This is a genomic window from Pararhizobium sp. O133 (genome assembly GCF_051669845.1).
Lineage (GTDB): Bacteria > Pseudomonadota > Alphaproteobacteria > Rhizobiales > Rhizobiaceae > Pararhizobium.
In genome coordinates, this window is record NZ_CP196426.1 from 2,629,225 (window position 1) to 2,643,605 (window position 14,381).

17 protein-coding genes are annotated in these 14,381 nt (G+C 60.2%); 9 read left to right on the forward strand and 8 right to left on the reverse strand.

Going from position 1 to position 14,381, the window contains the following annotated elements; translation table 11 throughout:
- Nucleotides 1–10 precede the first annotated feature (10 nt).
- Nucleotides 11–1,225, reverse strand: a complete 1,215-nt coding sequence (locus ACST81_RS12530; protein ID WP_438748084.1) for an NADP-dependent isocitrate dehydrogenase — start codon at nt 1,223–1,225, stop codon at nt 11–13.
- 226 nt (nt 1,226–1,451) lie between these two features.
- On the opposite strand from ACST81_RS12530, the gene ACST81_RS12535 reads away from it, so the two are divergent.
- The 5 genes from ACST81_RS12535 (at nt 1,452) to ACST81_RS12555 (ending at nt 5,909) form a co-directional block, all read left to right on the forward strand.
- A complete protein-coding gene (locus ACST81_RS12535) occupies nt 1,452–1,976 on the forward strand; it encodes a hypothetical protein (RefSeq protein ID WP_438748086.1) in 525 nt (174 codons plus the stop codon).
- Between the two features lie 68 nt (nt 1,977–2,044).
- Nucleotides 2,045–2,557 carry a hypothetical protein gene (locus tag ACST81_RS12540; protein WP_438748088.1) on the forward strand — a complete coding sequence of 171 codons (513 nt, stop codon included), beginning with the start codon at nt 2,045–2,047 and terminating at the stop codon, nt 2,555–2,557.
- Between the two features lie 81 nt (nt 2,558–2,638).
- Nucleotides 2,639–3,484: an RNA methyltransferase gene (locus tag ACST81_RS12545; RefSeq protein WP_438748091.1), complete on the forward strand. Its 846-nt coding sequence runs from the start codon at nt 2,639–2,641 to the stop codon at nt 3,482–3,484.
- Nucleotides 3,471–4,268, forward strand: coding sequence for a glutamate racemase (murI, locus tag ACST81_RS12550; protein WP_438748092.1), 798 nt, complete (start codon nt 3,471–3,473; stop codon nt 4,266–4,268). Before ACST81_RS12545 ends, murI begins: the two co-directional genes overlap by 14 nt.
- 126 nt (nt 4,269–4,394) lie before the next feature.
- Nucleotides 4,395–5,909, forward strand: a complete 1,515-nt coding sequence (locus ACST81_RS12555; protein ID WP_438748095.1) for a helicase HerA domain-containing protein — start codon at nt 4,395–4,397, stop codon at nt 5,907–5,909.
- On the opposite strand, the gene ACST81_RS12560 is transcribed toward ACST81_RS12555, so the two are convergent.
- Nucleotides 5,910–6,338, reverse strand: coding sequence for a TA system VapC family ribonuclease toxin (locus ACST81_RS12560; protein ID WP_438748097.1), 429 nt, complete (start codon nt 6,336–6,338; stop codon nt 5,910–5,912).
- Nucleotides 6,335–6,589, reverse strand: coding sequence for a CopG family transcriptional regulator (locus ACST81_RS12565; protein ID WP_438748099.1), 255 nt, complete (start codon nt 6,587–6,589; stop codon nt 6,335–6,337). Before ACST81_RS12565 ends, ACST81_RS12560 begins: the two co-directional genes overlap by 4 nt.
- A 314-nt stretch (nt 6,590–6,903) precedes the next feature.
- Between ACST81_RS12565 and rpsD the strand changes: the two genes are divergently transcribed.
- From rpsD to ACST81_RS12585, 4 genes are all read left to right on the forward strand, one after another.
- The gene (gene rpsD, locus ACST81_RS12570; RefSeq protein ID WP_438748100.1) at nt 6,904–7,521 is read left to right on the forward strand and encodes a 30S ribosomal protein S4; all 618 of its coding nucleotides are present in this window, start codon (nt 6,904–6,906) and stop codon (nt 7,519–7,521) included.
- Nucleotides 7,522–7,622: 101 nt separating this feature from the next.
- Nucleotides 7,623–8,561, forward strand: coding sequence for a glutaminase (locus ACST81_RS12575; protein WP_438748102.1), 939 nt, complete (start codon nt 7,623–7,625; stop codon nt 8,559–8,561).
- Between the two features lie 132 nt (nt 8,562–8,693).
- Nucleotides 8,694–9,584 carry a tRNA 2-thiocytidine(32) synthetase TtcA gene (gene ttcA / locus ACST81_RS12580; protein WP_438748105.1) on the forward strand — a complete coding sequence of 297 codons (891 nt, stop codon included), beginning with the start codon at nt 8,694–8,696 and terminating at the stop codon, nt 9,582–9,584.
- Complete coding sequence (locus ACST81_RS12585) at nt 9,581–10,405, forward strand: inositol monophosphatase family protein (RefSeq protein WP_438748107.1); 825 nt, start codon at nt 9,581–9,583, stop codon at nt 10,403–10,405. The genes ttcA and ACST81_RS12585 overlap by 4 nt, the downstream gene beginning before the upstream one ends.
- Nucleotides 10,406–10,485: 80 nt before the next feature.
- Here ACST81_RS12585 and ACST81_RS12590 read toward each other — a convergent pair whose 3' ends face one another.
- The 5 genes from ACST81_RS12590 to ACST81_RS12610 form a co-directional block, all read right to left on the reverse strand.
- Nucleotides 10,486–11,772: a multidrug effflux MFS transporter gene (locus tag ACST81_RS12590; RefSeq protein ID WP_438748108.1), complete on the reverse strand. Its 1,287-nt coding sequence runs from the start codon at nt 11,770–11,772 to the stop codon at nt 10,486–10,488.
- A 32-nt stretch (nt 11,773–11,804) separates the two neighbouring features.
- Complete coding sequence (locus ACST81_RS12595) at nt 11,805–13,040, reverse strand: multidrug effflux MFS transporter (RefSeq protein ID WP_438748109.1); 1,236 nt, start codon at nt 13,038–13,040, stop codon at nt 11,805–11,807.
- 386 nt (nt 13,041–13,426) lie between these two features.
- Nucleotides 13,427–13,762 (reverse strand): Grx4 family monothiol glutaredoxin, encoded by a 336-nt coding sequence (gene grxD / locus ACST81_RS12600; protein ID WP_037095615.1) that lies wholly within the window; start codon nt 13,760–13,762, stop codon nt 13,427–13,429.
- A gap of 140 nt (nt 13,763–13,902) precedes the next feature.
- A complete protein-coding gene (locus tag ACST81_RS12605; protein WP_438748111.1) occupies nt 13,903–14,130 on the reverse strand; it encodes a hypothetical protein in 228 nt (75 codons plus the stop codon).
- A gap of 6 nt (nt 14,131–14,136) precedes the next feature.
- Nucleotides 14,137–14,370 (reverse strand): BolA/IbaG family iron-sulfur metabolism protein, encoded by a 234-nt coding sequence (locus ACST81_RS12610; protein WP_438748113.1) that lies wholly within the window; start codon nt 14,368–14,370, stop codon nt 14,137–14,139.
- Between the last annotated feature and the right edge of the window lie 11 nt (nt 14,371–14,381).

Below are 14,381 nucleotides of genomic sequence, written 5' to 3' on the forward strand. Positions count from 1 at the left end.
CTGGCTGCGTCTAGGCAGCCATGGCCTTGCGCAGGTTTTCGTCGATCTTGTCGAGGAAGCCGGTGGTCGAGAGCCAGGGCTGGTCGGGTCCGATGAGGAGCGCCAGGTCCTTGGTCATGAAGCCGGATTCGACGGTATCGACGCAGACTTTTTCCAGCGTATCCGCGAACTTCGTCAGCTCGGCATTGTTGTCGAGCTTGGCGCGGTGGGCAAGGCCACGGGTCCAGGCAAAGATCGAGGCGATCGAGTTGGTCGAAGTTTCCTCGCCCTTCTGGTGCTGGCGGTAGTGGCGCGTCACTGTGCCGTGCGCGGCCTCGGCTTCCACCGTCTTGCCGTCCGGCGTCATCAAAACCGAGGTCATCAGGCCGAGCGAGCCAAAACCCTGCGCGACGATGTCGGACTGGACGTCGCCGTCATAGTTCTTGCAGGCCCAGACATAACCGCCCGACCATTTCAGCGCCGAAGCGACCATGTCGTCGATCAGGCGGTGTTCGTACCAGAGCTTGGCCGCCTTGAACTTATCGGCGAATTCCTCGTCGAACACCTTCTGGAAGATATCCTTGAAGCGGCCGTCATAGACCTTGAGGATGGTGTTCTTGGTCGAGAGATAGACCGGAACGTTGCGCTGCAGGCCGTAGTTCAGCGAGGCGCGGGCGAAATCGGTGATCGATTCGTCGAGATTGTACATGCCCATGGCAACGCCGGCGGCCGGCGCATCATAGACTTCATGCTCGATTTCCGTGCCGTCCTCACCGACGAATTTCATCGTCAGCTTGCCCTTGCCGGGGAACTTGAAGTCGGTGGCGCGGTATTGGTCGCCGAAGGCATGGCGGCCGACGATGATCGGCTTGGTCCAGCCGGGAACGAGCCGCGGTACGTTCTTGCAGATGATCGGTTCGCGGAAGATGACGCCGCCCAAAATGTTGCGGATCGTGCCGTTCGGCGACTTCCACATCTTCTTCAGCTTGAATTCCTCGACGCGCTGCTCGTCCGGGGTGATGGTCGCGCATTTGACGCCGACGCCGTGCTTCTTGATGGCGTTTGCCGCATCGATCGTTACCTGGTCGTCGGTGGCATCGCGGTTTTCCATGCCGAGGTCGTAATATTCCAGATCGATATCCAGATAGGGATGGATCAGCTTATCCTTGATGAACTGCCAGATGATGCGGGTCATTTCATCGCCGTCGAGCTCGACGACCGGATTGGCGACCTTGATCTTTGTCATTGGAAAATGCCTCGTAACTTGGGAGGGGTGCGAATGCCCCGCTTCGTGAACGTGAAACCTGTTGCGCTATAGCATTGTGCATGCGCAAGGCAAAGCGTGCGTTCCCGAAACTTTCGACGAAGTTTGCCCTGAAAGCCGGCGTGAAAGTCCATGCCGCAACCGGCATTTGACCCGCGTGTCAAACCGGAGGATTGTCTGCAGCCGAATCGGTTTTCTGGAGATTTCGATGAAGGTGTTCTTTCCGTTCCTCGTTGTTGCAGCCATCGCCGCGACCGCCTATGCGGCCGATCCGGCCACACCCGTCAACGAGATCATGCAGGAAGCGGTCAAGGGCTGGGCGGAAGAGCCGCAACAGGGCGAGGATTACTTCTCGGCCGCCCGTCTTGGCCGCATCTATAGCGCCGATTTCGTCAAGGCCTATCAGGAGGCGGCGAAATTCCCGGCCTATGACGAGGGCGATTCGCCGTTCGACTACGATGTCATCGTCAGCGGGCAGGACAGTTGCTCGATCAAGGACCTCTCTGTGGTCGCCGGTCCCGAAACGGCCGGCAAGAGCGATGTGACGGTGACCTTCGACAACACCCATTGTTTCGGTGAACGGGCGGCCGACTGGAAGCCCAGCGAGTTGCACTTCATGGTCATCGAGGAGGGAGGCAAAGAGGTGATCGACGATATCGTCCGTACCGGTGACGCTGGTTCCCTCAAGGCGGAGTTGCAAGCGATCGCAAGCCAGGGAGCCGGCGGGCAGTAGCCGGCTGTCGCCGAATTCGCGTTCATTGAAAACGCCTGGATAAAGCAAAAGCGGGAAACGCGATGAGGATGAAGGCGGTATGTGTGGCATCGTTGGTGTTGGCGGGACCGGCTCTCGCCGATACCCGCGAGGAACTGGTGCGCAGCTACGTTGACCGAATTGTCGTCAATTCGCTGGACGAGCCGGATCGCCGCGCGCCCTATTTCACCGAGATCCAAATGCTGAACGACTTCAGCGGCGATTTCGTCGATGCCTATGCGGAGGCACTGAAGACGTCGCGCAAGCAAGGCGATGTGGCACTGTTCGAGACCGATCCGATGACGGGCGATGTCAACAGGTGCCCGATCGGCAAGACTGCCGTCACGGATCGGACCCGCGGCGATACGCCTGATAGGATCGAGGTGAGGATGGACCTGCCGTCCTGCGACGGTGCCGCCGCGCGATCCATTCGCCTGATGTTCTTTCTCAAGAAGGACGAACCGTCCTCGGGTCCGGACCGGATCGATGACGTGCTGCGTTTCGTCGATGAGGGAGAGTGGTTTTCGCTGAAGGCCTGGCTGGAGCGGCGGGCGAAACCGTGATCGAGCCCTGCCGATGATCTTTTTTGATTTTCTCGCCGCTTTGTGCCAGTGAGGCGCCCAGATATCCGGGAAGGCAAGGCAATGGCAGGGACCAACAGCGAACGCGTGCTTCTGACGGAAGGGCCGGCAATCATTCTGGTTCATCCGCAGTTGGGCGAGAATATCGGCATGGTGGCGCGTGCCATGGCCAATTTTGGCCTGTCGGAGTTGCGGCTGGTCAGCCCCCGTGACGGCTGGCCGAGCGAAAAGGCCCGATCCGTCGCCAGCCGTGCCGACCATGTCATCGATGCCGCCAAGGTCTACGAGACGCTGCCGGAAGCGATTGCCGATCTCAATTTCGTCTATGCAACGACCGCGCGCGACCGCTATGGCTACAAGCCCGTGCGCTCGCCGCTGATCGCCGCCGAAACGCTACGCAGTAGATTCAACATTGGGGAGGCGACGGGCATCCTGTTCGGGCGCGAGCGCACCGGGCTCACCAATGAAGAAGTGGCGCTGGCCGACGAGATCGTCACTTTTCCGGTCAACCCGGCCTTTGCGTCGCTCAATCTGGCACAGGCCGTGCTGCTGATGTCCTATGAATGGCTGAAGACATCAATGGAATCGCCAGCGCAAACGTCGTTCCAAGCCCTGCCACAGCAACCGGCGACCAAGGACGAACTTCAGGGTCTGTTCGACCACGCCGAGGAAGCGCTGGAGGCGAGGGGATATTTCCGGCCTATCGCCAAAAAGCCGAAATTGGTCGACAACCTGCGGGCCGTGCTGACACGTCCAGCGTTCACCGCATCGGAAATCCGGCTGGTCCGCGGCGTCATATCCTGTCTCGACAGGTTTACCCGCGAACAGCCGCGCGGTGCCGGTGCTCCCATTGATTCCCGCCATCGCTCCGATGAGCAGAAGATCGAAAACCCTGGTGACGACATCTGAGTTGAAACCCATCCTCGTCTTCGACAGCGGTATCGGCGGCCTCACCGTGCTGCGCGAGGCCCGCGTGCTGATGCCGGAGCGGCATTTCATCTATGTCGCCGATGATGCCGGCTTTCCCTATGGTGGCTGGGAAGAAGAGGCTTTGCGAGAGCACGTCATCGCCCTGTTTGGCCACCTGCTGGCGCAGCACGACCCGGAAATCTGCATCATCGCCTGCAACACCGCCTTCACGCTTGTGGGCGCCGATCTGCGCGCCGCGTTTCCGCAGATGCCCTTCGTTGGCACGGTGCCGGCGATCAAACCGGCGGCGGAGCGCACACGCTCCGGTCTCGTCTCGGTTCTCGCAACGCCCGGAACGGTCAAGCGCGCCTACACGCGCGATCTCATCCAGTCCTTCGCCTCGCAATGCCATGTGCGGCTCGTCGGTTCCGAAAACCTCGCCCGCATGGCGGAAGCTTATATTCGCGGTGAGCCGATCGAGGACGCGGCAGTCTTGTCCGAGATCGAGCAATGTTTCGTCGAGAAGGACGGCAGGAAGACCGATATCGTCGTGCTCGCCTGCACGCATTATCCCTTCATGGCCAATGTCTTCCGGCGTCTGGCGCCCTGGCCCGTCGATTGGCTGGATCCGGCCGAGGCGATTGCGCGGCGAGCACGCAGTCTCGTGCCGTTGCCGGACGCGTTCGAGCCACTGATCGGCATCGATCCCGCCGTCTTCACATCCGGCAATCCGGATTTCACCACCCGCCGCCTGATGCAGGGTTTCGGGCTGACGATACGGTAAACGAAATTCGTCTTAGTTGTGGGTTCTTGTCCGGCTTGGGGCGCAAGCCACGGGAAACGGTGGTAAGGCTAGTTGCTTGCGGGTTCGTGGCGGCGCATCCGGCATGGCATTTTAAACGAGGTGGATATGAAAGTCGGCATCGATATGGGGACGGCGTCCGACGGCGCATCCGTTCCGCTCGATATCGAGGAACTTCTGGCGACTCGACTTCTGGTGCAGGGCAATTCCGGCTCCGGCAAGTCGCATCTGCTGCGCCGCCTCTTGGAACAGTCCGCTCCCTGGGTGCAGCAATGCATCATCGACCCCGAAGGTGATTTCGTCACGCTGGCCGATAAGTTCGGCCATGTGGTGATCGAGGGTGAACGCACGGAAGCCGAACTGATCGGCATCGCCACCCGCATCCGCCAGCATCGCGTCTCCTGCGTCCTGTCGCTCGAAGGTCTGGATATCGAGCAGCAGATGCGGTGTGCCGGCATCTTCCTCAACGCCATGTTCGATGCCGACCGGGACCACTGGTATCCGGTTCTCGTCGTCGTCGACGAAGCGCAGATGTTTGCACCGTCGGTTGCCGGCGACGTCTCGGAAGAGGCGCGCAAGGTCTCGCTCGGCGCCATGACCAACCTGATGTGCCGTGGCCGTAAACGCGGATTGGCGGGCGTCATCGCCACCCAGCGTCTGGCCAAGCTCGCCAAGAACGTCGCCGCCGAAGCGTCCAACTTCCTGATGGGGCGCACCTTTCTCGATATCGACATGGCGCGCGCCGCCGACCTGCTCGGCATGGACCGGCGTACCGCCGAGATGTTCCGCGACCTGAAGCGCGGCTCCTTCGTCGCACTTGGCCCGGCTCTGTCGCGCCGGCCGCTGCCGGTCACCATCGGCAATGTCGAGACGTCGGCCCGGTCGACCAGCCCGAAGCTGACGCCGCTGCCGGAAGCCGTCGCCGATGTCGAGGACCTGATCTTCACGCCGGACCCGGACGAACTGATCCGCCCGATCGTCCGCCGCCCCAGCGCCCAGCCGCGCCCGGCAACTGACATCCTGGCCGAACTGTCCCGACCGCGCCCTGAGCCGGTCGCGCTGACGGAACCCAGGGTGCCTGTGCCGGAAATGCCGGCAATGGAAAGGGACGCGCTGCTCGATGGCTTGCTGGCGGAAATCCTCGAGAATCCGGACGCTGCTTTCCGTGCCGACGCCGAACTGTTCCAGGATTTTCTCGTTCGCTGCCGAATCCGGCGAGTGCCCGGCGCACCGCTTTCGCTCAGCGCCTTCCGCCGCAAGATGGCCGTTGCCCGCTCCGGCGTCGATGCGGAGACCGCCGCCAGTGATATATGGGCTTCGGCGCTCAACCTGTCGCGCAATGTCACGGATGATCTGCAGGGCGTGTTCCTGCTGGTGGCGCAGTCGGCCGTGCGCAATCTGCCATGTCCCTCGGACGCAATGATCGCACGCGCCTATGGCACGCATTCCGCCCGCCGCGCCCGCCGCCTGCTCGGCTATTTCGAGGAGCAGGGGCTTATCGTCGTCCACAGCGACCTTGCCGGCAAACGCATCGTCGCGTTTCCGGATCTGCAGGTGGAAACGGCCCCAGGTGCCGCCGATGCCGTCTATGACGATGCGGCAACCCGCAGCGCGGCGGAGTAGCTACTCGATCAAATGAAGTGCGTCCGTACCGCCGATGACGGCACGCGCGGACAGGCGGCGGTCGAAGGTTGCCAGCTGCCCACCGTGAGCCTTTGCGAGCCCCAGGAGGTAGGTGTCCGTGGTATGTTTCGAGGTAAGCTTATCCCGGACGAATATTTTGGAATTCGCCAAACTGATATCGTCATGCCAGAAGGAATGCTTGCCCGAGAGGCGGAGCAAATGAAGGAGTTCCGTCGCCATTGCGGCATTCGGTGTTGGATTGCCGTAACGAGGATTCGATAAAATACGGATCATGCCATTTTCGGTTAACGGGCAGGTCGCCCAATCGGTTTGCCCGAATTTTTCAAACCAGTTGGAGGCAACTAAATGATGGCTGTGTCCACTGTCTGCCAATGCGATGAGAACATTGACGTCGAGCAGAAGCGTCATCTTTCTTCATTTTCGTTCAGGAAGCCATCGTATTCCTCGTCGCGCAAAGCGTTGACCATCTCCAACGTAACGGTTTGGCCGCCGGGACGGACCAGAACGGGGAAACCGTTGCGGCGCGCGATATAGGCGGACATACCCATGCCGCGTCGGGCCATATCCGAAATTACCTGATCGACAGCAAGGCCATCTCGCTCTGCAAGGCGTTGAGCAGCATGGAGAACATCATCATCGATCTTCAATGTCGTCTGCATCGCAAACTCCTTTCAGCTCATTTATATCGTCTCATTGAATGCATCTCAACTGCTTGTTGACATTTCCGTGGCTTGGCCTTAAAGACCCGCTCAACGCCGGGCCGAAATGTCCGGTGTTACTTTTTAATGGCGCATGTGTCTTGTCTTGTCCGTGAGGCGGACAAGGGAAATGCGCGAATTGACATGTCCCGTGGATTCTCCGTCAGCGTGATCGTGAGAAGCCTGTCAGAGCTTTCAAAAGAAGTTCAGAGGAGGGCGTGTTTCCTTGATCCGGTTTGGAAGCAAGCCGGTGTAACCGTTTGAAGGGAAATGCGATGAGCAAGCGCGAATCGTCCAAGTACAAAATTGACCGCCGTATGGGCGAAAACATCTGGGGTCGTCCGAAGTCCCCGGTGAACCGTCGCGAATACGGCCCGGGCCAGCACGGCCAGCGTCGCAAGTCCAAGCTTTCCGACTTCGGCGTACAGCTGCGCGCCAAGCAGAAGCTGAAGGGTTACTACGGCGACATCCGCGAAAAGCAGTTCCGTGCGATCTTCGCCGAAGCTGACCGTCGCAAGGGTGACACCTCCGAAAACCTGATCGGCCTGCTCGAATCGCGCCTCGACGCGATCGTCTACCGCGCCAAGTTCGTTCCGACGGTCTTCGCTGCCCGTCAGTTCGTCAACCACGGCCACGTCAAGGTCAACGGCGTTCGCGTCAACATCGGTTCGTACCGCTGCAAGGCCGGCGACGTCATCGAAGTTCGCGAAAAGTCCAAGCAGCTCGTTTCGGTTCTCGAAGCCGTTCAGCTCGCTGAGCGTGACGTTCCGGACTATATCGAAGTCGATCACAACAAGATGGTTGCGACCTTCGCTCGCGTTCCGGCCCTGACCGACGTTCCGTACCCGGTCATCATGGAACCGAACCTCGTCGTCGAATTCTATTCGCGATAATTTCTTCAGGCTTCGGCCTTGCGGATTTCGGAAAAGCCACTCAGAGATGGGTGGCTTTTTTGTTGCCCAAATCCCACCAAACCTCATTCGGAGAATGATTGATGCCCGGCCCGTTGGACCTGCAGTCGATTGTCGATGATATCCATCGCGAGCTTGCCCCACGGCTCGGCGAAGGCAAGGTGGCCGACTATATTCCGCAGCTCGCCCGCGTCGATCCCAAGCATTTCGGCATGGCCATCGTCACGGTCGACGGCAATGTGCACATGGCGGGTGACGCCGAGCTGCCCTTCTCCATCCAGAGCATTTCCAAGGTTTTCACGCTGACGCTGGCGCTTGGCAAGCATGGGGAAAACATCTGGAAGCGGGTGGGACGGGAGCCGTCCGGTTCCGCGTTCAATTCCATCGTCCAGCTTGAGCATGAAAACGGCATTCCACGTAATCCGTTCATCAATGCTGGCGCCATTGCGATCACCGATTTGGTGCTCGCCGGCCATACGCCGCGCGAGGCCATCGGCGAAATCGTTCGCTTCGTGCGTTATCTCTCCGACGAGGAAGATATCCTGATCGACCAGGATGTCGCCAAATCGGAAGCGGCGACAGGCTACCGCAATTTCGCGCTCGCCAATTTCATGCGCTCCTTCGGCAAGCTCGATCATCCGGTCGAGCATGTGCTCGGCGTCTATTTCCATCAATGCGCGCTGTCGATGAGTTGCGTCCAATTGGCAAGGGCCGGACTGTTCCTCGCGGCATCGGGCTCCAACCCGCTGACCAAGCATTCCGTCGTTTCAAGGCAGCGGGCGCGGCGCATCAACGCGCTGATGCTGACCTGCGGCCATTATGACGGCTCGGGTGATTTCGCCTATCGAGTCGGGCTGCCAGGCAAGAGCGGCGTCGGCGGCGGCATTCTCTGCGTTGCGCCCGGCAAGGCGTCGGTCGCCGTCTGGTCGCCGGGGCTCAATGACAACGGCAATTCGCTCTTGGGCTCACTGGCGCTGGAAATGCTGGCAAGCCGCACCGGCTGGTCGGTATTTGGCGCCTGAAGGCGACGTTACGGAAGTTTCACAGCGCGATCGGCGCATTTTCCTTGATCTTGCCGCCGGGGACGGGCAAGTGCAGGACATTGTTTTCGCGCCTCGCCCTCGTGCCTTGCGCCCTTCATCCGGGACTTTGTCATGGATATTGCCATCCCATCGCCGACCGCTGACACCGACGACCTGACGACCGGGCCGGATCAGGTCAGTGACGATGCCCTGCATCCGATCTTCGCAAAAATGCCGTCGTCCGTGTCGTTCAACAAGCTTCGCAAGCGGCTCCTGCGTCAGGTTCGCCAGGCTATCGATGATTTCGGCATGCTGAAGGGCCAGAAGCGCTGGCTGATCGGTATTTCCGGCGGCAAGGACAGCTACAGCCTGCTGGCGCTGCTGATGGACCTGCAATGGCGCGGCTTGCTGCCCGTCGAACTCGTGGCCTGCAATCTCGATCAGGGTCAGCCGAATTTTCCCAAGCACGTCCTGCCGGAATATCTGTCATCGATTGGCGTCAAACACCGTATCGAATACCGCGACACCTATTCCATCGTGAAGGAAAAGGTGCCGGCCGGGGGCACCTATTGCGCGCTCTGTTCGCGCCTGCGCCGCGGCAATCTCTACCGGATCGCCCGCGAGGAAGGCTGCGATGCGCTGGTGCTCGGCCATCACCGCGAGGACATTCTCGAGACCTTCTTCATGAATTTCTTCCATGGCGGCCGGCTGGCGACGATGCCGGCGAAGCTCCTGAACGACGAGGGCGACCTGATGGTGCTGCGGCCGCTCGCCTACGCGGCCGAGGACGATCTAGCCAAGTTCGCCACCGCCATGGAGTTCCCGATCATCCCCTGCGATCTATGCGGCTCGCAGGATGGCTTGGAGCGCAACGCCATGAAGGCCATGCTGTCGGACATCGAGCACCGCATGCCCGGCCGCAAGGATACGATGCTGCGGGCGCTCGGCCATGTGAACCCGTCACATCTGCTCGATCCGAAACTGTTCGATTTCCAATCTCTCTTCGCGGAGCCCAAAGCATGACATCTGCCATCGATATCGCCGCCATCGCCAATATCCTCCAGGAGGCGGCGGCGAAGGAAATCCTGCCGCGCTTCCGCAATCTCGGCGCTGGCGACGTACGCATGAAGTCGGAAGCCATCGATCTGGTGACCGAAGCGGATGAAGCAGCGGAGCGGTTGATCAAGGCACGCATGGCGGACGTTTCTCCGGGTGCCCTGTTCATCGGCGAGGAGTCGGTCGCGGCCGATCCGGATTTGCTGTCCGCCTTGGCGGGGGCTGACCTCGCTGTTGTCGTCGATCCGATCGATGGCACGTTCAACTATGCCGCAGGTATGCCGCTGTTCGGTGTCATGGCCGCTGTCGTCTCCAAGGGCGAAACGGTTGCCGGCCTCATCTATGACCCGATGGGCAATGACTGGGTGATTGCCGAAAAAGGCTCCGGTTCCTGGCTGTGCAAGGCCGATGGCTCGCAGGAGAAGCTGGCCGTGACGCCGGCGCCCCCGCTCGAAGGTCTCGTCGGCTGCGCCTCGACCGGCTTCTATTCGCCCGAAAATCGCCGGATCGTCATGGGCAACATGGCCAAGGTCAGGATCGCCACCAGCTATCGCTGCGCGGCGCATGAATACCGCGCCTTTGCCGGTGGTCATTTCCATTTCCTGATGTACCAGAAGCTGATGCCATGGGATCATCTGGCCGGCACGCTGATCGCGCAGGAAGCTGGTGCCTATGCGGCCCGCTTCGACGGCTCGCCCTATCTCCCGGAGCATGTCGATGGCGGCCTGCTTCTGGCGTCCGACAAGGACTGTTGGGAAGTGCTGCGTCGCGAAGTTTTCACGGTTTGAACGACCACGACAATCGAAAAACAGCAGGCCCGCCGGGATGACCGAGCGGGCCTTCTTCGTTTCCGGGAGCTTTCGGCGGATTACATATGCCCGCCGGCCCCTTCCAGTAAGGCATGGTCGTCGCCCGGGTGTGTAAAGAGCTTGCCCTTTTCGGCCCAGAGAACGGCAAGGATCGTCACAAGGCCAAAGACCGTGAAACCGGCAAACAGCGGCTGGACCGTGCCGTTGAACATCTGGCCGACGGTTCCGCCGATCAAGGCGCCACCGGTTGTCGACATGAAACCGGTAATGGCCGTGGCTGTTCCAGCAAGGTTTCCCATCGGTTCGAGGCTGATGGCCGTGAAATTGGTGGCGATCACGGCAAAAAACATCAGGAGAACGGAAAACAGCAGGTAGGCGATCAGGAAGCTTGGCTTGCCGCCGAGTGCGATTAGCAGGCCGACGCCGGAAAGCAGCGTGAACAGGATCATCGCCACATGCGAGATGCGGCGCATGCCGAAGCTGCGCACGAAATACCCGTTGGCGAAATTGGCGACCGCGATACCACCGGCCGTTCCGGCAAACGCAATCGGCAACCAGTCACCCAAGCCATAAACTTCACCGAAGATCTGCTGAACGGTGACGATATAGGCGCAGATCACGGCCGTGAAGAGCGTCAATCCGATCATGTAACCGCAGGTGATGCGGTTCGTCAGAACAGTCCGGAAACCGGAGGAGACGGCGGCGACAGACAGAGGCAACCGCTCTTCTTTTGGCAGCGATTCCTTCAGTCGCAATCCGGCCCAGACAAACAGGATAGCGCCTACGCAGCCGAGAAGGATGAAAATCCAGTGCCAGTTTGCATAGTAGATGATGGCCTGGCCGAGCGAGGGAGCAACGATCGGCACGATCATGAAGACGATCATCACATAGGACATGACACGCGCCATTTCACGGCCGCCGAAGCAATCGCGGACGACTGCCATGGTAGTGATACGGACGGCTGCGGCGCCGATACCTTGCACGAAGCGCAGGACAAGCAGCATCTCGAAGCTTTGTGTCGCGGCCGCACCGAACATCGTCAGTATGAAGAAGGCAAGCCCGCCCAACAGGATGGCGCGGCGACCGAACGTGTCGGACAGGCTGCCGAAGACGATCTGCGAACAGCCGAAGCCGAGAAAGAACACGCCGATCACCAACTGTGTGTCGTTGGTGTTGGCGACATTGAGCGACTGGCCGATGGCGGGCAGGGCGGGCAACATGATGTCGATCGCGATGGCGACGCTGGCGGTCATCAGGGCGATGGTGATGATGAATTCGACGAAGCCGAGACCGATGCGGGCGGAGCCCTGGTTCTCGACATGATGGGCGGACGGAGTGGCGGACATGAAAGACCTGTCTTGAAAAAGCGGCGGACTGTTTAAACGGCGGGATTGTGCGGACTGAAAAGCTTGCCCCGCTCTGCAAAGAGAACGAAGCCGAGGCCGATGACGGAGACGGTCAGGAAGCCGACGGCGAGCGGTGTGACGGTGCCGTCGAATGCCTGGCCGATCAGTGCGCCGATGCTGGCGCCTCCGATCGTCTGGGTGAAGCCGAGGACGGAGGATGCCGTGCCGGCGACATGACCGAGTGGCTCCATCGCCATGGCGTTGAAATTCGGGCCGATCAGGCCGAACTGGAACATGGTCGCGGCATAGAGCACGACGAACAGCCAGAACGGCAGCGTCCCGAAGATCGATGCCGTAGCCCAGACAAGGCTTCCGATCGTGAAGCCGATCAGGGCGCCGTGCGACAGGCGGCGCATGCCATAACGTCTGACCAGCCGGGAATTCGTGAAGGACGCAACCGCCATCATGCTGGCGAAGCCCGCGAATACGAGCGGAAACCAGTGTCCGAGACCGTAGACGCCGACAAGAATTTGCTGTGCCGAATTGATGAAGCCGAACAACGAGCCGAACAGGAACGACGCGGCCAGCGAATAGCACAGCGACACGCGGTTGGTCAGCACGATGCGGAAGGCCGAGCCGATCGAGGAAATCGTGAACGGCCGGCGATTTTCGACGGCCAGCGTCTCCGGCAGGCGCAACATCACCAGCGTCGCCACGACCACGGCGAACAGGCAGATGACGACGAAGATCATGTGCCATTCGGCAAAGATCATGATCAACTGGCCGACGCTCGGGGCGATCACCGGCACGATCATGAACACCATCATGACCAGCGACATGACCTCCGCCATCATTCGGCCGCCATAGATGTCGCGAACGATGGAGATGGTGATGACGCGTGTGGCGGCGGCGCCGATGCCCTGCATGAAGCGCAACGCGAGAAGGCCGGCAAAGGACGGCACGAAGACGATGGCAAGCGCACAGAGTGCATAGACAGCGAGACCGCCAAGCAGTGGCAGCTTGCGGCCGAACCGGTCGGACAGCGGACCGAAGAACAGTTGCGCGCAGCCCATGCCGATCAGATAGGAGGTGATGACATATTGACGGGTGTTCTCGTCGGCGACGCCGAGGCTGGCGCCGATCTCCTGCAGGCCGGGCAGCATGATGTCGATCGAGATCGCATTGATCGCCATCAGCATGGCCATCAGCGCGATGAATTGTGGTTTCGAAAGTGCCGGAATGCCCGGCGCTTGGGTCGTCATGGTCATAGGGATATTCCTGCCGGCGTGCCGGGCATCTGAAGCGGGAAACCGGATCGTTTCCGAAAGCGATCAGACGCAGATGAAATGGATGGAACCGGAATTGCGGGCGCACTGAAAGCACGGTTCCGAAGCGCTTTCAAAACGGAAGCCGGCGTGCCGGCTCAGGTGGCTGACAACCGGTGGGAGGCCGGTTGCAAAGGAAGAATCATTTGGATCGAATGGCGCAAACGCATGTTCGAGCGTTTGCATATCCATGAAACCGCACCGTGACATAGCCGCGTATCGGCTGCTGCTGTTACAGGGCGGAAAATATTAGAATGTTCGCACGCGTTCCTTGAATCAAAAAAGGCGGTGACCCGCCTTTTCAGGTGTCACAATGACAGAGGGTTGCTTCAGGCTGCGCCCTTGACGGCGATGCCCTGTTCCTCGAAATGCGACTGGAGTTCGCCAGCCTGGAACATTTCGCGCACGATGTCGCAGCCGCCGATGAATTCGCCCTTGATATAGAGCTGCGGGATCGTCGGCCAGTTCGAATAGTCCTTGATGCCCTGGCGCAGGTCGGCATCCGCGAGCACGTTGATGCCCTTATAGTCGACGCCGATATAGTCGAGCATCTGGACGACCTGTCCGGAGAACCCGCACTGGGGGAACTGGGGCGTGCCCTTCATGAAAAGAACGACGTCGTTGCTCTTCACTTCGTTTGCGATGAAATCATTGATACCGCTCATGTCGTAATCCTTCCTCATCCCGCTTCAAGGGCCGGGTGTGTCGATTTCCTGTAGATAGCATGCAGACCGGTGATTTTCATCACCCGTTCGCAACAAAAATTGATGGCTTGCACGCGGGCAACAGGTCAGATTTCCGGAGTTTATCGCGTCTTGCTGCGGGCCGCCGTGGTGCGTCGGCGGCTCACCTGCTTCTTCGCCGGTTTGGCCGCCTTCGGCTTCGTGGTCTTCTTGAAACGTCCGGTCGTTGCCGAACGGGTCTGCCGCTTCTGGCGCTTGGATGTTGTCGTCTTGACGCCAGACTTTTTCAGAACTTCCTTGAGCACACTTTCGACGACCCCAGTAATCAGCTCGTTGATCAGGTTGGCCATCGGCGCCTACTCAGGTACGGAAGTCTGGAGCGCGAGTGCGTGCAACACACCACCCATATTGCCGCTCAGGGCATCATAAACCATTTTGTGCTGCTGTACGCGGGTCTTGCCACGAAATGCCTCGGCCACAACCTCGGCGGCGTAATGGTCGCCGTCGCCGGCCAGATCCCGGATGACGACTTTCGCCCCCGGAATTCCAGCCTTGATCATGTCTTCGATATCGCCAGGTGCCATCGGCATCGTCTGTACTC